Source organism: Streptomyces toxytricini (assembly GCF_014649915.1).
Classification (GTDB): Bacteria; Actinomycetota; Actinomycetes; order Streptomycetales; family Streptomycetaceae; genus Streptomyces; species Streptomyces toxytricini.
Genome location: NZ_BMTY01000016.1, coordinates 171,420 through 190,899 on the forward strand (window position 1 = coordinate 171,420; position 19,480 = coordinate 190,899).

Annotated in this window: 16 protein-coding genes; 8 read left to right on the top strand and 8 right to left on the bottom strand. The window is 75.2% G+C overall.

Going from position 1 to position 19,480, the window contains the following annotated elements:
• Nucleotides 1–154 precede the first annotated feature (154 nt).
• Nucleotides 155–1,159: a Gfo/Idh/MocA family protein gene (locus IE170_RS21325; RefSeq protein ID WP_189811029.1), complete on the top strand. Its 1,005-nt coding sequence runs from the start codon at nucleotides 155–157 to the stop codon at nucleotides 1,157–1,159.
• A gap of 84 nt (nucleotides 1,160–1,243) precedes the next feature.
• Here the strand turns inward: IE170_RS21325 and IE170_RS21330 are convergent, their stop codons facing one another.
• Together IE170_RS21330 and IE170_RS21335 are read right to left on the bottom strand one after the other, a co-directional pair.
• Nucleotides 1,244–2,431 carry a cytochrome P450 family protein gene (locus IE170_RS21330; protein ID WP_189811030.1) on the bottom strand — a complete coding sequence of 396 codons (1,188 nt, stop codon included), beginning with the start codon at nucleotides 2,429–2,431 and terminating at the stop codon, nucleotides 1,244–1,246.
• A gap of 87 nt (nucleotides 2,432–2,518) precedes the next feature.
• Nucleotides 2,519–3,136: a dihydrofolate reductase family protein gene (locus IE170_RS21335; protein ID WP_189811031.1), complete on the bottom strand. Its 618-nt coding sequence runs from the start codon at nucleotides 3,134–3,136 to the stop codon at nucleotides 2,519–2,521.
• 171 nt (nucleotides 3,137–3,307) lie between these two features.
• On the opposite strand from IE170_RS21335, the gene IE170_RS21340 reads away from it, so the two are divergent.
• Nucleotides 3,308–4,048 (top strand): SDR family oxidoreductase, encoded by a 741-nt coding sequence (locus tag IE170_RS21340; protein ID WP_229885019.1) that lies wholly within the window; start codon nucleotides 3,308–3,310, stop codon nucleotides 4,046–4,048.
• A 90-nt stretch (nucleotides 4,049–4,138) separates the two neighbouring features.
• Here the strand turns inward: IE170_RS21340 and alc are convergent, their stop codons facing one another.
• Nucleotides 4,139–5,257, bottom strand: coding sequence for an allantoicase (alc, locus tag IE170_RS21345; protein WP_189811032.1), 1,119 nt, complete (start codon nucleotides 5,255–5,257; stop codon nucleotides 4,139–4,141).
• A gap of 2 nt (nucleotides 5,258–5,259) precedes the next feature.
• Complete coding sequence (gene allB, locus IE170_RS21350) at nucleotides 5,260–6,543, bottom strand: allantoinase AllB (protein WP_229885026.1); 1,284 nt, start codon at nucleotides 6,541–6,543, stop codon at nucleotides 5,260–5,262.
• Between the two features lie 386 nt (nucleotides 6,544–6,929).
• Here allB and IE170_RS21355 point away from each other — a divergent pair, with 386 nt between their 5' ends.
• Nucleotides 6,930–7,733: an IclR family transcriptional regulator gene (locus IE170_RS21355; RefSeq protein WP_189811034.1), complete on the top strand. Its 804-nt coding sequence runs from the start codon at nucleotides 6,930–6,932 to the stop codon at nucleotides 7,731–7,733.
• A 56-nt stretch (nucleotides 7,734–7,789) separates the two neighbouring features.
• Here IE170_RS21355 and IE170_RS21360 read toward each other — a convergent pair whose 3' ends face one another.
• Nucleotides 7,790–8,473, bottom strand: coding sequence for an ABC transporter ATP-binding protein (locus IE170_RS21360; RefSeq protein WP_189811035.1), 684 nt, complete (start codon nucleotides 8,471–8,473; stop codon nucleotides 7,790–7,792).
• Entirely contained in the window at nucleotides 8,470–9,576 is a 1,107-nt protein-coding gene (locus IE170_RS21365) for an ABC transporter permease (RefSeq protein WP_189811036.1), read from the bottom strand. The genes IE170_RS21360 and IE170_RS21365 overlap by 4 nt, the downstream gene beginning before the upstream one ends.
• Before the next feature lie 133 nt (nucleotides 9,577–9,709).
• On the opposite strand from IE170_RS21365, the gene IE170_RS21370 reads away from it, so the two are divergent.
• Complete coding sequence (locus tag IE170_RS21370) at nucleotides 9,710–10,990, top strand: sensor histidine kinase (protein WP_189811037.1); 1,281 nt, start codon at nucleotides 9,710–9,712, stop codon at nucleotides 10,988–10,990.
• Complete coding sequence (locus tag IE170_RS21375) at nucleotides 10,987–11,616, top strand: response regulator (protein WP_189811038.1); 630 nt, start codon at nucleotides 10,987–10,989, stop codon at nucleotides 11,614–11,616. The genes IE170_RS21370 and IE170_RS21375 overlap by 4 nt, the downstream gene beginning before the upstream one ends.
• On the opposite strand, the gene IE170_RS33220 is transcribed toward IE170_RS21375, so the two are convergent.
• Nucleotides 11,613–11,741, bottom strand: coding sequence for a hypothetical protein (locus IE170_RS33220; protein WP_263407040.1), 129 nt, complete (start codon nucleotides 11,739–11,741; stop codon nucleotides 11,613–11,615). The genes IE170_RS21375 and IE170_RS33220 overlap by 4 nt on opposite strands.
• 132 nt (nucleotides 11,742–11,873) lie before the next feature.
• Nucleotides 11,874–13,364, bottom strand: a complete 1,491-nt coding sequence (gene yczR, locus IE170_RS21380; protein WP_189811039.1) for a MocR-like transcription factor YczR — start codon at nucleotides 13,362–13,364, stop codon at nucleotides 11,874–11,876.
• Between the two features lie 192 nt (nucleotides 13,365–13,556).
• Here yczR and IE170_RS21385 point away from each other — a divergent pair, with 192 nt between their 5' ends.
• From IE170_RS21385 to IE170_RS21395, 3 genes are all read left to right on the top strand, one after another.
• A complete protein-coding gene (locus tag IE170_RS21385; protein ID WP_189811040.1) occupies nucleotides 13,557–14,267 on the top strand; it encodes a nucleotidyltransferase family protein in 711 nt (236 codons plus the stop codon).
• Nucleotides 14,268–14,589: 322 nt separating this feature from the next.
• Nucleotides 14,590–16,209, top strand: a complete 1,620-nt coding sequence (gene aceB / locus IE170_RS21390; RefSeq protein ID WP_189811041.1) for a malate synthase A — start codon at nucleotides 14,590–14,592, stop codon at nucleotides 16,207–16,209.
• 392 nt (nucleotides 16,210–16,601) lie between these two features.
• Nucleotides 16,602–17,792 (top strand): GDSL-type esterase/lipase family protein, encoded by a 1,191-nt coding sequence (locus IE170_RS21395; RefSeq protein WP_268255661.1) that lies wholly within the window; start codon nucleotides 16,602–16,604, stop codon nucleotides 17,790–17,792.
• The last annotated feature ends 1,688 nt before the right edge of the window (nucleotides 17,793–19,480 follow it).

Consider the following 19,480-nt stretch of genomic DNA (forward strand, 5'->3'; position numbering starts at 1 on the left):
TCCGCTGATGTCAAAGCGGTCATTCCGGTTCCAGCCGCCCAGTATCCGCCACAGTGCACCATGTGCGGCCATCGGGGGCGTCTCGGCGATCCGGGCAGGCCCGGGTGCCCGCAGGCGGATTGACAGCACCGCCGCCGCGGTCCAGGTTGAGTGCATGCGCATCGGGCTGATCGGAACGGGCCGCATCGGGTCCTTCCACGCCGCGGCTCTGGCCCGCCACCCGGACGCCGGCTCGCTGCTGCTGGCCGACGCCGATCCCGGGCGGGCCGCGCGGCTCGCCGAGCGGCTGGGTGCGACGGCCGCCCCCTCCGTGGACCAGGTGTTCACCTGGGGCGTGGACGCGGTGGTCGTCTCCTGCGCCACCGACGCACACGCGGAGCTGGTGGTGCGGGCCGTGCGGGGCGGGCTGCCGGTGTTCTGCGAGAAGCCGCTGGCCTCGGACCTGGCCCGGACGCTGTCGGTGCTGCGGGAGGTGGAGGCCGCGGGCGGGGTGCTCCAGCTGGGGTTCATGCGCCGCTTCGATGCCGGGTACCGCACCGCGCGGGAGCTGGTCCGCTCGGGCGCGCTGGGCCGGCTGCACACCGTACGGACGATGACGGCCGATCCGCAGCCGCCGGCCGCGCCGTACCTGGCGACGTCGGGCGGGCTGTTCCGGGACTGCCTCGTGCACGACTTCGACATGGTGCGCTGGGTGACCGGCCGCGAGGTGGCGCACGTGTACGCGGCGGGCTCGGACGCGGGCCCGCCGGTGTTCCGCGAGACGGGTGACGTGGACACGGCCGCAGCGCTGCTCGTCCTGGACGACTCCACGCTCGTGACCTGTACGGGGACCCGCTGCAACGGGGCCGGGTACGACGTCCGGATGGAACTGGCCGGGGAGCTCGACCAGGTCTCGTCCGGGCTGGACGACCGCACTCCGATCGCGTCGACGGAGCCGCACGGCCCGCCGCCGGCGGCGAAGCCGTGGACGGGCTTCCTGGAGCGGTTCGCCCCCGCGTACGAGGCGGAGCTGGCCGCGTTCGTCCGGCTCGTGCGCGGCGAGGGGCCCAACCCCTGCGACGGGCGGGAGGCGCTGGCCGCGCTCCGTGTCGCCGAGGCGTGCGAGCTGTCGCGGCGGGAGCGGCGCCCGGTGGACCTGGCGGAGCTGCCCGGCCTGTGAGCCGCGGCCGGGCGCGGGCTGAACGGCCGCCGGCTCGGGCTGTGGGGGCGGGGGCTGCCGCGGGTGGCGGGGCACGGTCCGCGGCTACCAGCGCACCGGGAGCCGGGTCACTCCCCGCATGAGGCTGCCCCGGACCCAGTCGGGCGGCCCGGCACCGGTGTCCTCGGCCAGGTCCGGGAAGCGCTCCAGCAGGCCGCGGAGGGCGGTGCGGCCCTCCAGCCGGGCGAGCGGGGCGCCGAGACAGAAGTGCAGTCCGTGGCCGAAGGCCAGGTGGCCCTGCGGTGCGCGCCGGATGTCGAAGGTGTCGGGGTCGGCGTAGCGGGCCGGGTCGCGGTCGGCGGCGGCGAGCGAGACGACGACGGTGGAGCCGGCGGGGATGAGGGTGGCGCCGATCTCCACGTCCTCGCGGGCGTGCCGGTAGGTGGCGTTCTGTACGGGGCCCTCGTGGCGGAGCATCTCCTCGACGGCGCCGTCGAGGAGCCCGTCCGGGTCGGCGCGGAGCGCGGCGAGCTGGGCGGGGTGGGCGAGCAGGGCCCGGACGCCGTTGCAGATGAGGTTGACGGTGGTCTCGTGGCCGGCGACCAGCAGCAGGAAGGCCATGCCGATCAGCTCGTCCGGGGAGAGGGAGTCGCCGTCCTCGTCGCGGGTCCGGATGAGCGCGGAGAGCAGGTCCTCGCCCGGCTCCTTGGCCTTGGCCTCGACGAGCTCGCCGAGGTAGAGGCCGAGCTGCCGGTGGGCGGCGGTGTCGGGGGCGCCGGAGGGCGGGGAGACGACGGCCTTGGACCAGTGGCCGAACCGCTCCCGGTCGAGGCCGGGCACGCCGAGCAGCTCGCAGATGACGGTCATCGGCAGCGGGTAGGCGAGCGCCTGCACGAGGTCGGCGCTGCGCTGCGGGCGGGCCGCCATCGCGTCGAGCAGCCCGTCGGTGATCTCACGGACGCGGGGGCGGAGCGCCTCGACGCGGCGGGCGGTGAACTCGCGGGCGACAAGGCGGCGCAGCCGGGTGTGCTGCGGCGGGTCGGACTCCAGCATGTTGAGGTTGGCGGCGGTGTGCGGGACGTCCGGCAGGCGCTCGCGCCAGTCCTTGGCGAGGCCGGGGTGGGTGAGGGCCTGCCGGGCCTCCTCGTGCCCGACGACGATCCAGGCCGGTTCGTACGCGTCGGAGGAGGCGGCGATGCGGTGGACCGGGCCCCGCGCCCGCAGCGCCGCGTAGAAGGAGTAGGGGTCGGCCTGGAAGTCCGGGGCGTTTCCGCTGATGTCCGGTTGGGGCATGCGGCCCAGCGTACGGCGGGGGTTGATCCGCGGGCCCGCCCGTTTCCGGCCACTGTGCGGGCGCTGCGGCGCCGCGGCGGTGGCGGGTCAGAAGGTGCCGAAGGAGGCGCGTCCGGTGCGGCGGTAGGTGTGGATGGCGGTGCCCGCGGCGGTGGTGCGGGAGTCGGTGAGCTCGCAGGCGGTCGGCAGGCCGCCGCGGGGGAACAGCCGGCGGCCGGCCCCCAGGTAGACGGGGAAGACGAGCAGGTTCATCTCGTCGACGAGGTCGCGGGCCAGCAGCCACTGGGCGAGCATGCCGCTGCCGTGCACCTGGAGTTCGCGGTCGGCCGGGAGGGCGTCCTTGACGCGGACGATCTCGCTCTGCAGGTGCTCGCCGTCGATGACGGTGGTCCCCGCCCACTGCGGGTCGGCCAGGGTCGTCGAGGCCACGTACTTGGGCAGGCCGTTCAGCCGGCCGGCGATGGGGTCCGCCGGGTCGGTGACCTGCGGCCAGTACCCGGCGAAGATGTCGTAGGTCCGCCGGCCGAGGAGGAACGCCCCGACCCGGTCGAACACCTCGGTCATGAACTGCGCCATGCCGTCGTCGGCGAAGGGCACCAGCCAGCCGCCGTACTCGAAGCCGCCGCTGGGGTCTTCGGCGGGCCCGCCCGGGGCCTGCATCACGCCGTCGAGGGTGAGGAAGGTGGTCAGGGTCAGCTTGGCCATGGCCGGGCGCTCCTTCGGGTCGGTGTCGCCTGCACCGCACCAGGGTCCCCGCCCGCCCCGGGCGCGGCCGTCGCGGCACGCACGGACGCCAGGTCGGATTCCCGCCAGACGCCCGCCCACCCCGCGGCGTTCCATTGAAGCGTCAACGAGTCAGCGGGAGGAAGGAACACCGTGAACGCGAACGCAGTGGCCCTCGTGACGGGCGGCAGCCGGGGCATCGGGGCGGCGACCGCGCTGCGCCTGGCGGAGGACGGCGCGGACGTGGCCCTCACCTACGTGAGCGGGGCGTCGGCGGACGCGGCCGCCGACCTCGCGGCCAAGATCGAGGCCATGGGCCGGCGCGCCCTGGCGGTACGGGCCGACGCGGGGGACGCGGAGCAGGCGGCCGGGGCGGTGGCGGCGGTCGTGGACGGACTGGGCCGTATCGACGTCCTGGTCAACAACGCCGGGATCGGCGTGCTGGGCCCGCTGGAGGACCTGGCCGCGGCCGACGTGGACCGCGTGCTCGCCGTGAACGTGCGCGGCGCGTTCGTCACGGCGCAGGCGGCGGCCGGCCGCATGCGGGCCGGGGGCCGCATCATCACCGTCGGCAGCTGCATGGCGCAGCGGGTGGCCGCCCCGGGCGGCACCCTGTACGCGATGAGCAAGGCGGCGCTGACCGGCCTGACGAAGGGCCTGGCCCGCGAGCTCGGCGGGCGGGGCATCACCGCGAACCTGGTCCACCCCGGCCCCGTGGACACGGACATGAACCCGGCCGACGGGCCGTACGCCGCCCCGCAGAGCGCGGTGACGGCCCTCGGCCGGTTCGGCGCGCCGCACGAGGTGGCGGCCGTGGTGTCGTTCCTGGCGGGCCCGGAGGCCGGCTACGTGACGGGAGCGGAGTTCTCGGTGGACGGCGGGTACACCGTCTGACGGCGGCGACGCCGTGCAGCCGTGAGCGGCGCGGCCGCCGCGGGGGTGCCGGCCCCCGCGGCGGCCGGGACGTACGGGCCGTACGGGCCGTCAGCCGCCCAGTTCCTGGTGGCGGGCGGTGAGCGCGGCCGTGCCCGCCTCCGTCAGGGAGCCGTACAGGCGCAGGCGGGAGAAGCCGCCGTCGGGGAAGATGTCGATCCGGACGTGGGTGCCGACCGCCGGGGCGTCCAGCACGAAGCGGTGGTTCGTGTCGGGCTGCAGGCGGGTCCGCGGCAGGAACTCCGTCCACTCGCCGTCCTCGCCGGTGCACACCGACAGCGAGGCCCAGCCGGCCGAGTTGCCCTTGAGGTAGGCGGTGTCGATCTCGACGGCACGGATCTCGGACTCGGCGGCGAGCCGGTAGCGGATCCAGTCGTTGCCCCGGTCGCGGCGGCGGGCGGTCTCCCAGCCGTCGTCCATCTTGCGGGAGCGGCCCGGGTTGATGGTGTTGGTCGGCGGGGAGTAGAAGCGGTTGGAGGCGTCCTGGACGGCGCCGCCGTTCTCCAGGGCGACGACGTCGAAGGAGCCGAGGGCCGCCAGCCACGCCGGGTCGGGCAGCACCTCGCCGTAGACGCGCAGGCGGGCGATGCCGCCGTCCGGGTGCTGGTTGACGCGCAGGTGGGTGAAGCGCTGCTCGGCGTCGACCTCGAAGCCGTTGGCGGCGTGCCCCCCGACCGGGGTGCGGGGCACGAGGGTGGTCCACTTGACGCCGTCGGCGAGGAGCTCCTCCGGGGTCGGGGCCTGCGCGCCCGTCCAGTTGGTGCCCTCGACGGAGACGGCCTGCGGCATGTTGCCGCGGAAGTGCGCGGTGTCGACGACGATGCCGCGGATCACGCCGGGCGCGCCCAGGCGTACGAGCGCCCAGTCGTGGTCGTCGGCGGTGGGCCAGGGGTGCTCGGCGGAGGTGCCGCGGCGGCGGCGGGTCTCCCAGCCGTCCATGACCTTGCCCTTGTGCCCGAAGTGCTCGGGGTCGAACTCGGCGGGCTCGGGGACGAGGAGGTTCTCCCGCTGGGCGAAGAACTCGTCGTTCGCGGCGATCACACCGGCGCCGAGCTGCCGGTCGGCGAGGTTCGCGTACTGGGTGAACGGGAACTCGGCCGTGCGGTAGTCGGCGTACGGGTCGCCTCCCCCGTACGGGTTCGCGTTGCCGGTGAAGGAAGGGATCGCCACTGTCAGTTCTGCCTTTCGAGGAGTCGGCCGGTGGGCTCGGTGGGGGTGCCGTGGTCGGCGATCCGCACACCGCGCAGCCAGGTGGACCGCACGACGCCGTACAGGGTCCTGCCCGCGTACGCCGTGACCTGGTTGCGGTGGTGGAGCTCGGCCGGGTCCACGGTGAAGGTCTCGTCGGGGGCCAGGACGGCGAAGTCGGCGTCCCGGCCGGCCTCGATGGCGCCCTTTTGGCCGAGGCCCGCGAGGCGGGCGGGGGCGGTGGACATCCAGCGGGCGACGTCCTCCAGGGTGCGGCCGCGGCGGCGGGCCTCGGTCCAGACGGCCGGGAGGCCGAGCTGGAGGGAGGAGATGCCGCCCCAGGCGGTGGAGAAGTCGGCCGTCTTGAGGTCGGCGGTGGACGGCGAGTGGTCCGAGACGATGCAGTCGATGGTGCCGTCGGCGAGCGCGTCCCACAGCAGGTCCTGGTTGGCGGCCTCGCGGATGGGCGGGCAGCACTTGAACTCGCTGGCGCCGTCCGGGACCTCCTCGGCCGTCAGGGTGAGGTAGTGCGGGCAGGACTCGACGGTGATGCGCACGCCCTCGGCGCGGGCGGCGGCGATCGCGGGCAGCGCGTCGGCGGAGGAGAGGTGCAGGACGTGGACGCGGGCGTCGAGGCGGCGGGCCTGTGCGATCAGGTTCTCGATCGCGGTGTCCTCGGCGGCGCGCGGCCGGGAGGCGAGGAAGTCGGCGTACCTGGGGCCGGGGACGACGGGCGCGGAGTCCAGGTGGTGCGGGTCCTCGGCGTGCACGATCATCAGGCCGCCGAAGCCGCTGATCTCGGCGAGGGCCACGGCGAGCTGCTCCTGGTCGAGCTGCGGGAACTCGTCGACGCCGGAGGGCGACAGGAAGCACTTGAAGCCGAAGACGCCGGCGTCGTGCAGGGGGCGGAGGTCCTTGGTGTTGTCGGGCAGGGCGCCGCCCCAGAAGCCGACGTCGACGTGCGCCTTGGCGCGGGCCACGTCCTGCTTGACCGCGAGGTTCGCGGTGGTGGTGGTCGGGGGGAGCGAGTTCAGCGGCATGTCGAGGATCGTCGTGATGCCTCCGGCCGCGGCGGCGCGGGTGGCGGTCCAGAAGCCCTCCCACTCGGTGCGGCCGGGGTCGTTGACGTGGACGTGGGTGTCCACCAGGCCGGGGAGGAGGACGTCGTCACCGAAGTCCTCCAGGCGGGCGCCGGCGGGCACGGGCGCCTCGTGGGGCAGCACGGCGGCGATCTTCCCGGCGGCGACGGCCACCGAGGCGGCGCGCATCCCTTCGGGCGTGATGACGCGGGTCGAGCGCAGTACCAGTTCCACGTCGTCGGACACGCCGGAACCTCCCCATCTACTTCCACAGAGTGAAATTCAACGTTCTGTTGACGGAGTCTTCACGCCGATCCGGGGCCCAGTCAAGAGCGCCGTGGCACTGCACCGACACACCGGTACCGCAATTGGATGTTTCCACAAGATGGAATTAGGATTTCGCTATCCAGAATGTAGCTATCGCCGCCGGGAGCGGACGGGTAACTTCCCGAGCACCTCCGCCACCCGGACAAACCCGCTCTGACCGGCGAGGACGGCGCCCACCCGCCCCTGGGGCCGGCGCCGACCGACCGGTAGGCTGCTTCCTTGCCTGCCAGCACCGAAAGGACCGCGCCGTGCCGACGTCCAGCGCCAGCACCACCGACGCTTCCGCCAAGCCCACCGCCGGCGGCGGTGGCGTCCAGTCCCTCGAGCGCGCCTTCGACCTGCTCGAGCGCATGGCCGATGCCGGGGGCGAGGTCGGCCTGAGCGAGCTCTCCACCGCCAGCGGTCTGCCGCTGCCGACGATCCACCGCCTGATGCGCACCCTCGTCGCCTGCGGCTACGTACGCCAGCAGCCCAACCGACGGTACTCCCTCGGGCCCCGCCTGATCCGCCTCGGCGAGTCCGCGTCTCGCCTGCTGGGCACCTGGGCCCGCCCGTACCTGGCCCGGCTGGTCGAGGAGACCGGCGAGACCGCCAACATGGCGCTGCTCGACGGCGACGAGATCGTGTACGTGGCGCAGGTGCCGTCCAAGCACTCCATGCGCATGTTCACCGAGGTGGGCCGCCGCGTGCTGCCGCACTCCACGGGCGTCGGCAAGGCCCTGCTGGCCCACACCCCGGCGGACGAGGTCCGCGCGCTGCTCGCCCGGACGGGGATGCCCGCGGCCACCGAGAAGACGATCACCACGCCCGACGGCTTCCTGGACGCCCTGGAGCAGGTGCGCAAGCTGGGCTACGCGGTCGACGACAACGAGCAGGAGATAGGGGTCCGCTGCCTGGCCGTGTCGGTGCCGAACTCGCCGACCGCCGCCGCGATCTCCATCTCGGGTCCGGCGGGCCGGGTGACCGAGGACCTGACCCCGTCCATCGTGCCGATCCTGCAGAACGTGGCCGCCGAGCTGTCGGTGGCCCTGCAGAGCCAGAGCCCCGCCTAGCGCGCGCCGAGGCCCGTGCAGGGGGATTTCCCCGCACGGGCCTGCGCCGGAGTTCGTCACGCGGCCGGCAGGGGCTCCGTGAGCCTGCCGTCCGCCATCACGGCCGTGCGGTCCGCGCGCTCCAGGTGGGTGCGGTCGTGCGTGACCAGCACCGTGGCCGTGGACCGCTCCCGGGTGAGGGCGGCGAGCAGGTCGAGGACGGCCGCGCCGCGCTCGTGGTCGAGGGCGCTGGTGGGCTCGTCGACCAGGAGCACCGACGGCTCGTTCATCAGCGCGCGGGCGATGTTCACGCGCTGGCGCTGCCCGCCGGAGAGCTCGTGGGGGCGCTTGTCGGCCTTGTCGGCGAGGCCGACCGCGTCCAGCAGCTCCAGGGCCCGGCGGCGCAGCGCCCGCGGCGGGCGCCCGGAGAGGTGCGCCATGGCCAGCAGCTGCTCGGCGGCGGTCAGCGACGGCAGCAGGTTGGGCTGCTGGAAGACGATGCCGATCTCCTCGCGGCGCAGCGCCGACTTCTCGGCCGGGGTGAGCCGCGCGGTGTCCCGCCCGGCGACCACGACCCGCCCGCAGTCCGGGGTCACCAGGGTGGCGGCGACCGCCAGCAGGCTGGACTTCCCGGAGCCGGAGGGCCCGACGACGGCGGTGAGGGTGCCCGCGGGGACCTCCAGGGCGACGGCGTCCAGGGCGGTGAGCCGGCCCTCGCCGTCCGGGTAGGTGAGCGTGGCGTCGTGCACCAGCAGGGTCATCGGGCGCTCCCGAGGGCGGTCAGGGGGTCGACGGCGGTGATCCGCCGGATGGACAGCGCGGCGCCGAGCGCACCGAGCACGATCATGACGGCGGCCGGGACCAGCACGGTGCCGGCGTCGAGGACGAACGGGACGTCGCCCCCGCTGATCAGCGCGCCGAGGCCGGCGGCCAGGGCGGTGCCGAGGCCGGTGCCGAGCGCGAGCATCACCACGGCCTGCCCGAGGGCGTCGCGCAGCAGGTAGGGGGTGGAGGCGCCGAGCGCCTTCAGGACGGCGACGTCGCCGCTGCGCTGGATGGTCCACACCGTGAAGAAGGCACCGGTGACGAGGGCGGAGATGGCGAAGAGGAAGCCGCGCATGAGCTGGAGCGAGCCGTTCTCGGACCGGTAGGAGCCGATGGCGCCGAGGGCGTCCGCGACCGTCTGCGTCTCGGTGCCGGCGGCCCGGTCGGCGGCGGCGAGGTCGGCGCCGTCGGTGGCGTCGACGGCGATGACGGTGGCGGCCGTCGCACCGGAAGCGGCGTCGGAGCCGCTGCCCGGGGAGCCGAGGCGCTGCCAGTCGTCCAGGTCCGCCCACACGACGGGCGTGTGGCTGTACGCGGCGGTGCCGGCGACGGCGGCGACGGTCAGCTCCAGCGGGCCGATCGCCAGCCGGGAGCCGGCGGTGAGCCCGCCCAGCTCCTCCGCTGCCCGCTCGGTGAGGACCACCCGCCCCGGGCCGGGGCCGCCCCCGGCGGCAGGGGCGAGCGGGCCGCCCGGCTCCACGCCGAACACGGACACCGCCGCGGTGCGCTCCCCCGCCGCGGCGTCGGCGGTGCGGATGCCGAGCGGGTCGGCGGACCGCACCCCGGGCGCGTCCCGCCACACCCGCCAAGCCTCCTCGGTGACCCGCGACCGGGTGAACGACACCTCCTGCTGCCCCGGCGGGGCGGCGAAGGCCACGTGCGAGGCGGGAAGCCCGGTGACCGCCGAGACGTTCTCCCGGGCCAGGCCGGCCGTCAGCCCCGACAGCAGGCCGACCAGCAGCGTGACCAGCACGACGACCGACCCCATGAGCGCGAAGCGGCCCTTGGCGAACCGCAGATCTCTCCAAGCGACGAACATGCCCCCACCCTCGCCGCCCCCGGTGGGGCGGGGCATCGTGCCCGGGGAGCGATCCCCGTATCGAAGGTCGCACCCCGACATCAAACTTTCGGTTGAAGGGTCCGGGCCCGGCCGCGCATACGCTGGACGGGCCATGCCTGCTCCCCGCCCCGCACCGCCCCCGGCCCCCGCTCCCCCGGCGCCACTCGCCGGGCGCCCGCTGACACCCGTCGCCCGGCTGCTGAGGCTGTGCCTGCACGGGCTGCTGGCCGGGCTGCTCGTCCTCGCCGCCGGACGCGCCTACGCCGAAGCCGCGCCGCACGCCGCGTGGACCGCCGCCGCCTGTGCCCTCCTCGCCGCCGTCTACGGCGCCGGGGTCCGGGCCCCCGCGGTCCACGCCTCGGCGCGCGCCGGCGCCGTCTGGCTCGGCGCACTGGGCGCGGTGTGGGCCGTGCTGCTGGTGCTCTCGCCCGACGCGCTGTGGATCGCGTTCCCGCTGTACTTCCTCGAACTGCACCTGCTGCGGCTGCGCTGGGCCGTCGCGGCGGTCGCGCTGACGGCCTGTGCGGCCATCGGCTCCTTCGCCGCGCACAGCGGCACGCTCCGGCCCGGCGCCTTCCTCGGTCCGCTGCTGGGCGCCGCCGTGGCGGCCGCGACCGTCCTGGGCTACCAGGCCCTCTACCGGGAGAGCGAACGCCGCCGCCGGCTGATCGAGGAGCTCATCGCGACCCGGGCCGAGCTCGCGGCGGCCGAGCGGGCCGCCGGCACCACCGCCGAGCGGGAGCGGCTCGCCCGCGAGATCCACGACACCCTCGCCCAGGGCCTTTCGTCCATCCAGCTGCTGCTGCGCGCCGCGGAGCGGGCGCTGCCCGGCGGCAGCCCGGCGCTGGCGCCCGCGCTGGAGCACATCGGCCGGGCCCGGGCCGCCGCCCAGGAGAACCTCGCCGAGGCCCGCCGGTTCGTACGGGCCCTGACCCCGCCGGACCTGGAGCGCGGCTCTCTGGCCGCCGCGCTGGAGCGGCTGTGCGCTGCGGCCCCGCAGGCCCGCTTCTCGCTCAGCGGTACCCCGCGGGCGCTGCCCACCCCGTACGAGGTCGCACTGCTGCGGATCGCGCAGTCGGCGCTGGCGAACGTCGTCCGGCACGCCGGGGCCGGCCGCGCCGAGATCACGCTGACCTTCATGGACGCCTCCGTGACGCTGGACGTCGTCGACGACGGGGCCGGCTTCGACCCGGCCGGCGCCCCGCGCGGCGACGGCGGCTTCGGCCTGCCCGCAATGCGGGCGCGCGCCGAGTCGCTCGGCGGGCTGTTCACCGTGGAGTCGGCGCCCGGGCAGGGCACCGCCGTCGCGGTCACGCTGCCGCTGCCCGCGGAGGCGGAGCCGCCGGCCGGCGGAGTGCGTACCGGCCACACGGACAGGGAGGTCCCCCGATGACGATCCGGCTGCTGCTGGCCGACGACCACCCGGTGGTGCGGGCCGGGCTGCGCGCCGTACTGGACACCGAACCGGACTTCACGGTGGTCGCGGAGGCGGCGACGGCCGAGCGGGCCGTGGAGCTGGCGGCGTCGGAACCGGTGGACGTCGTCCTGATGGACCTCCAGTTCGGGACGGGCATGCACGGCTCGGCGGCGACGGCCGCGATCACGGCCCGGGCGGGCGCGCCGCGGGTGCTGGTGCTGACCACGTACGACACGGACGCGGACATCCTCGCGGCGGTCGAGGCGGGCGCCTCCGGCTACCTGCTGAAGGACGCCCCGCCGGAGGAGCTCGCGGCGGCGGTGCGCACGGCCGCGGCAGGCCAGTCGGCCCTCGCCCCGGCGGTCGCGCTGCGGCTGATGGACCGCATGCGGACGCCCGCGGAGGCGCTGACGAAGCGCGAGCTGGAGGTGCTCCAGCTGGTCGCCGACGGCCTGTCGAACCAGCAGATCTCGAAGCGGCTGTTCCTGAGCCAGGCCACGGTCAAGTCCCACCTGGTGCACGTGTACGCCAAGCTCGGCGTCGACTCCCGCACGGCCGCGGTGGCAACGGCGGCAGCCCGCCGCCTGATCCGCACGCCCTAGCCGACCGGGGCCGCGGCGGCGAGGGCGGGGACGTCGACGAAGAGGGCGGTCGACAGCGAGGCGACGGCGGCGGCCAGGACGGTCGCGGCGGCCGACAGGGCGGTGCGGAGGCGCGGACGGTACACGGGGGCTCCTCGGGCGGTCCGGTGGCGGGGCGTCCCCGCCGGGCGGCGAGGGGCGTGCCTCCAGGGGACCCCGTCCGCGGGGGCGGCGTCATGCCGCGGGAGCCCGGGGCTTGACACCCGCCGGGCCGCCGGTCAGGCCACCCAGTGGGGACGCTCGACCGACGGGGTGAGCGGGACGCCGTCGTGGAACGCCGCCGCGAGGCGGCGGACCCCCTCCTCCAGCCGGTCCTCGGGCAGCGTGTACGGAATCCGGACCCGGTGTGCGAAGGTCCCCGGGTCGACGCCGAAGCGGGCGCCGCGGCTGACGTACACCCCCGCCCCGGCGGCCCGCTCGGCGAGTGCGGACGCGACCGGTTCGCCGAGGTCGATCCAGAGCGAGAGCCCGCCCGGCGGCATCCGCCAGGACCACTGCGGGGCGTGCCGCTCCAGGCAGCGTACGAGGGCGGCGCGGCGTGAGCGCAGCTGCGCGAGGCGCTCCGTCAGGGCGTCGCCGACGCCGTCCAGGAAGGCCAGGGCGACCAGCTGGTCGAGGACGGAGCCGGTCATGTCCGCGGCGACCCGCACCGTGGCCAGCTCGTTGACGACCTTCTCCGCGGCCCGCACCCAGCCGACGCGTATGCCGCCCCAGTGCGTCTTGCTGAGCGAGCCGATCGTGACGACGTGGTCCGCGGCGCCGCGCACGGCGAGCGAGGCCGTCGGGGCGGGGGCGGGCACGTCGAGGGCGATGTCGGCGACGGTCTCGTCGACGACGAGCCAGGCCCCGGCGGCGCGGGTCGCCGCGATCAGCCGCAGCCGCTGCTCGGGCGGCATCAGGGCACCGGTCGGGTTGTGGAAGTCCGGGATCGAGTAGGCCAGCCGCGGCGCGGTCCCGCGCAGGGCCGACTCGGCGGCCTCCAGGTCCCAGCCGTCGTCGGAGACGGGCACCGGGCCGGTGCGCAGTCCGGCCTGCCGCAGGGCGTCGAGGGCGTTCGGGTAGGTCGGGTTCTCGGCGAGGACCCGGTCGCCGGGCCGGCAGAGCAGGGCGGTGACCAGGCTGAGGGCCTGCTGGGCCCCGGAGGTGACGAGGATCTGCCCCGGGCGGGTCGGGAGGCCGCGGCGGGTGAAGCGGGCGGCGACCGCGGCCCTCAGCTCGGGCAGGCCGAAGGGGTGGTAGCCGGGGTGGGCCGCGAACTCGGGGAGCCGCTGCGCGGCGCGCGCGAGGGCGTCGGCGAGGAGGCCCGCGGGGGCACCCATGGCGGCGACGGCCAGGTCGACGGGCGGCCCTCCCGCGCCGTCGCGGCCGGCGGCGGCCGCGGCGAGGTGGCCCCCGCCGACCGGCCCGTGGCCCTCGGGCAGCTCGGTCCAGGTGCCGGAGCCGCGCCGGCTGCGGGCGTAGCCGCTGCCGCGCAGCAGGTCGTAGGCGGCGGTGACGGTGGCCCGGCTGGCACCGAGGGCCTCGGCGAGCTCCCGTTCCGCGGGCAGCCGGACGTGGAGGGGGATCCGGCCGTCGAGGACCAGGCTGCGCACCGCCTCGGCCAGCGCACGGTAGCGGGGGCGGGCGCGGACGTCCGCGGGCAGGAGGGCCGCGAGGCGGCGGCTGCCGATCGTCCTGTCCGCCGTCCGGACCACTCGCCCGTCCGCCATGCCGTCCCCTGCCTCCCCCGGCGGCCCCGCCGTCGGGCCGATCAAGGTCCAGAGTCGCCGGACGGGGCGGCGGTTGGCAAGGAGGGCCGCGGCGGGGGCGGGCGGTGGGCGGCGGGGCGGACAGCGCGCGGGGCGCGCCGTATGCCGGACGGGGAGGGCGCGGACGCCGGCGGCGGGGTGACAATCGCTGCCATGCCAGCCAGCACGAGCCGCCCGCCGGCGGCCGCCGTCCCGCCCGACCGGTCCGCCCGCGGGGCCGCACCCGCACCGGCCACCGGCCCCGCCGTCCACCCCGCCGCCGGGGCCGACTCCTCCGCCGCCCCGGTCGCGGGGCTGCTGCTCGCCGCCGGCGGCGGGCGGCGGCTCGGCGGCCGCCCCAAGGCGCTGCTGCCCTTCCGGGGGCGGCCGCTCGTCGAGAACGCCGTGCGGGTGCTGCGCGAGGCGGGCTGCGGCCCGGTGCACGTGGTGCTCGGCGCGTCGGCGGCCGAGGTCCGCGAGCGGGCCGACCTCTCCGGCTGCGTCGTCGTCGAGAACCCGGACTGGGCCGAGGGCATGGGTTCCTCGCTGCGGGCGGGCCTGGCCTCGCTCGCCGGTGCGGGGGCCGGCGCGGCCCTGGTGTCGCTGGTCGACCAGCCGGGCATCGGGGCGGAGGCGGTGGCCCGGGTGCGGCGGGCGTACCGGTCGCCGGCCAGCCTCGTGGCGGCCGCGTACGGCGGTGAGCGGGGGCACCCGGTGCTGTTCGGCGCGGACCGGTGGGCCGACGTGGCGGCGACGGCGGAGGGCGACCGGGGGGCGCGGGTGCACCTGGCGCGGCACGCCGCCGAGCTGGTGCTGGTGGAGTGCGGGGACGTCGCGGAGGCGTACGACATCGACACGCCAGCCGACCTGGCGCGCCTCGCGTGAGGGGCGGCGGCGCCGGGCAGGACCGGGGCGGTGCGCGCGCCGGTGCGCGCGCCCGGCGCGCGGGTCCGAGCGGTGCGTGACCGGCATGGCACTGAGGGCCACTGGCCGGGACGGTCTGTCGACTCGGAGAATCTCGACATCAACAAACCATTGAACTTCCACCATAAGGAAATTACTATCCACTGGTCAGAAGCGCCCTGAACCCCCAGACGGCGCCGGCGACCGTATTCAGGAACTCTCCACCCCCGGCGGCACTGCGTGCCGCCCCACGCGAGCATTCCCCCCGCGGCCGCAAGGCACCGCCGCTGAAGGAGTGACAGACATGTCCGCACCAGCGCCGTCGTCGCCGGCCCTTGTCGACGCCGAGCCGCTGCCCCGCCAGGACGAGGTCCTGACCGAGGCAGCCCTCACCTTCGTGGCCGAGCTCCACCGGCGGTTCACCCCCCGCCGCGACGAGCTCCTCGCCCGCCGCGCAGCGCGTCGCGCCGAGATCGCCCGCACCTCCCACCTCGACTTCCTCCCGGACACCGCACAGGTCCGCGAGGGCGAGTGGCAGGTCGCACCGGCCCCGGCCGCCCTGAACGACCGCCGTGTGGAGATCACCGGCCCCACCGACCGCAAGATGACCGTCAACGCGCTGAACTCCGGCGCCAGGGTCTGGCTCGCCGACTTCGAGGACGCCTCGGCGCCGACCTGGGAGAACGTGGTCCTCGGCCAGCTCAACCTCATCGACGCCTACGAGCGCCGCATCGACTTCACCGACCCGCGCACGGGCAAGTCGTACGCGCTGAAGCCGGCCGAGCAGCTCGCGACCGTCGTCATGCGGCCCCGCGGCTGGCACCTGGAGGAGCGCCACCTCACCGTCGACGGACGGGCCGTCCCCGGCGCACTGGTGGACTTCGGCCTGTACTTCTTCCACAACGCGCAGCGCCTGATCGACCTCGGCAAGGGACCCTACTTCTACCTGCCGAAGACGGAGTCCCACCTGGAGGCGCGCCTCTGGAACGACATCTTCGTCTTCGCCCAGGACTACGTCGGCATCCCGCAGGGCACCGTCCGCGCCACGGTCCTCATCGAGACCATCACGGCCGCGTACGAGATGGAGGAGATCCTCTACGAGCTGCGCGACCACGCGGCCGGCCTGAACGCGGGCCGCTGGGACTACCTGTTCTCCATCGTGAAGAACTTCCGCGACGGCGGGGAGAAGTTCGTCCTGCCCGACCGCAACGCGGTCACGATGACCGCCCCGTTCATGCGTGCGTACACCGAACTCCTGGTGCGCACCTGCCACAAGCGCGGCGCGCACGCCATCGGCGGCATGGCGGCGTTCATCCCCTCCCGCAAGGACGCCGACGCGAACCGGATCGCGTTCGAGAAGGTCAAGGCCGACAAGGACCGCGAGGCGCACGACGGCTTCGACGGCTCCTGGGTCGCCCACCCCGACCTGGTTCCGATCGCCATGGCGTCGTTCGACGCGGTCCTCGGCGACAAGCCGAACCAGAAGGACCGCCTCCGCGAGGACGTGTCGGTGGCCCCCGGCGAGCTCATCGCGATCGACTCGCTGGACGCCAAGCCCACCTACGAGGGCCTGCGCAACGCCGTCCAGGTCGGCATCCGCTACATCGAGGCCTGGCTCCGCGGCCTCGGCGCGGTCGGCATCTTCGGCCTGATGGAGGACGCGGCGACCGCGGAGATCTCCCGCTCGCAGGTCTGGCAGTGGATCAACGCGGGCGTCGTCTTCGAGAACGGCGAGCGCGCCACCGCCGAGCTGGCCCGCCGCGTCGCGGACGGCGAACTGGCCGCCATCCGCGAGGAGATCGGCGAGGAGGCGTTCGCCGCCGGCCGCTGGCAGGAGGCGTACGACCTGTTCCTCCAGGTCTCCCTGGACGCGGACTACGCCGACTTCCTCACGCTTCCGGCGTACGACCGCCTGGTCGGCTGACCCGGGCGGGCGCCGCCCGCACCCGCTGCCCGACCGCACCCGTGACGCCCCGCCCCCGGCCCGCAAGGAGCCCGGGGGCGGGGCGTTTTCCGTGCCCGCACACGCGCCGGAACCACGCGCAGCGGCGGCGGGCGCTCCCCGCGCACCGCGTCCCACGACTCGGCGGGGCCGACGGCGAAGTGCGCCCGAGCACGCGCGCCATGGAAACGGAATCCTCACAACCGAACGACCGGTCGGTCGTTACGGCATCGTAATCTGCGGCTACCTAGCGGTAACAACACGGCCCGTGTCACCTTTCCGACTGCCACCGGCCGGCGGTTTCCCCCACGTCCCCAGCCATGCCCCGGAGTTCGCTCCGGCTCCCCGGCATGGCCTACCGCAGGAGTTCCGCCGTGATCGGATTCCGCAACGCCGGCACCACCGAGCCCCGCCGCCGGATGCGACGGCTGGCCGTCGCCGGGATGGCCCTGCCGCTCGCCGCAGGCGCCCTGGCCGGCGGCACCGCCGGCACCGCGGCCGCCGCCCCGCAGGGCGGCCCCACCGCCGTCGTGACCATGGGCGACAGCTACATCTCCGGCGAGGCCGGGCGCTGGAAGGGCAACAGCCTCACCAACACCGGCAGCCGCAACGGCACCGACCGCGCTTGGGTGTCCGGTTCCGTATACGACCCCGCGAAGGTGTACGGCGCCACCGCGGGCGGCTGCCACCGCTCCGACTCCGCGGAGGGCCGCAGCGCCGGCCCCGTCGCCGACGTCGCCATCAACCTGGCCTGCTCGGGGGCGACCACCGCCAACGTCTTCCGCGCGGCGAGCGGCGGCGTCCCCTACAAGGGCGAGGCGCCGCAGGCCGACCAGCTGGCGGCCGTCGCGGCGAGCCACGACGTCAAGGTCATCGCCCTGTCCGTCGGCGGCAACGACCTCGGCTTCGCCGACATCATCCAGGAGTGCGCGTACGACTTCGTCATCTGGAACTCCTACTGCCACGACGACCAGCAGTACGGCGTCGACCAGAAGATCGACGGGGTCATGGCGAACGTCGGCAAGGCGGTCGACGAGATCCGCGCCGTCATGCGCGGCGCCGGCTACACCGACACCTCGTACCGCATCGTCCTCCAGTCCTACCCGTCGCCGATCCCGCGCGGGGCGGAGAACCGCTACACGCAGAGCGACTGGAGCCGGCTGAACACCGGCGGCTGCCCCTTCTGGAACCGCGACTCCGACTGGGCGCGGGACTCGCTGGTCCCGCAGATCGCGAACCGCCTGAAGGCGGTGGCGACGCAGAAGAACGTCCAGTTCCTGGACCTCCGCGACATGCTCCAGGGCCGCGAGGTGTGCGCGAAGGCCAGCAAGCACGTCACCTCCACCGCACCGGCGTCGGCGAAGACGAGCGAGTGGGCACGCTGGATCGACAGCAGCGAGACACAGGGCCTGGTCCAGGAGTCCATGCACCCCAACTACTTCGGCCAACTCGCCCTCGGCCGCTGCCTCTCCCTGGCCGCATCCCGCCCGGCGGACTCAAAGGACACGTGCAAGAACACGGCAGGCTCGGACCAGACGGGCATGTACCTCACGCCGACTCCGTAGCGGGCGGCGGGGCGCGGCGGGGTCGGGGGTGGCGGGAGCCGAACCGGTCGGGGTCGGGGGTGGCGGGAGCCGACCGGTCGGGGTCGGAAGCGCGACGGCGGGACGCAGGTCGGCGGGAGCCGACCGGTCGGGGTCGTCGGCGGCAGGGGGGCACGGGTCGGCGGAGCCGACCGATCGGCGCCGCAAGCGCCACGGCGAGACGCAGGTCGGCGGGAGCCGACCGGTCGGGATCGTCGGCGGCAGGGGGCACGGGTCGGCGGAGCCGACCGGTCGGGATCGTCGGCGGCAGGGGGCACGGGTCGGCGGAGCCGACCGGTCGGCGCCGCAAGCGCCACGGCGAGACGCAGGTCGGCGGGACCCGACCGGTCGGGATCGTCGGCGGCAGGGGGGCACGGGTCGGCGGAGCCGACCGGTCGGGGTCGGAGGTGCGACTGGGGGTGTCCCGGGCAGTTGATGGTGTCCGGGGCGGGCCGGTCCCTCAAGGGCGCTCCCTTTCGGTCGCGTCGCTGCGCGATGGCCCTTGCGGGCCACCCTTGACCGACCGACCCGCCCCGGAGGCATTTTTTCTGCCGGGACGCCCCCAGGGGAACGGCCTGGAGGTACTTGGACCATTCAGGGCCATCAGAGAGCTTCCTCTCCCGCCCTGGCCGCCGCATCCAGCCCCACCGGCATCAGCCGACCCGTCGGCGGAAGCTCCTCAGGGCTGTGACGTCGGGAAACGATGACCAGAGCATCATCCGGCGACAGGAGCGCGACCGATCGCTACGTGGGCGCCCTTGGCTCAGCGGCCATCGGCCGTCTGGGGCCGAGAAGCGCCCAGGTCGCCACAGATCCCTGCCTGTTCGGCGACCGGCCGCCGTCTGGGGCGGCGCAGCGCCTCAGACGGTGGCCGGCTCGGCTTCTGACGGCGGCCGCCCCGTCGTCCGGGGCGGCGGAGCGCCCCAAGTCGCTGCGCGCCTCGGTCCTTCGGCGGCTGGCGGGCCGTTTTCGCGGCTGCTCCCCGCCCCGGGCCGCGAAGCGCCCCGGCTCTCAACACCGCCCCCCCTGCCTTGCCGGCGCCCGGCGCCCGGCCGCCGGCCGCCTTCTGCGGTCCGGGGCAGCAGAGCGCCCCAAATCCCTGCGGACCTCTGTCCCTCGGCGGCCGGCCGCCCGCCTTGGGCCGCGAAGCGCCCCCGGCCACGGCACACGCCCCTGCCCTGTTCGGCGGCCGGCCGCCGTCTTGGGCCGCGAAGCGGTCCGACTCGGTGCGCGCTGAGCTTTCTCGGCGGCAGAGGGCCGTCGTGGGGTGCGTAGCGCCCCTGCCCGCTCCATGCTCCTCATATACCGGCGTCTGGCGGCAGGACGACTTCTTCCGCCCTGCCCGCCTACCCCCTGCCATCCATGCGGCGGTCAGTCGCCGAGCCGTCGGCGCCCGTGTAGCGATCTGTCGCGCCGCCCGGCCCCTGACGGCCGCCGGACGCTGGAGAATGCCAGGCTGTGTAGCGATCTGGGGCGCTTCTGTCTCCGGATGATGCTCTGGGCGTCGTTTCGTGCAGGGAAGAGCCCCCGGCTCCCCGCCGACGGGTCGGCTGATGCCGGTGGGACGAGAGGGGCCCCTGGGGCGGGAGAGAAAGCTCTCTGATGCCCCCTCATGCCGCACGCTACCTCCAGGCCATTCCCCTGGGGGCTTCCCGGCAGCTTGTTGGCAT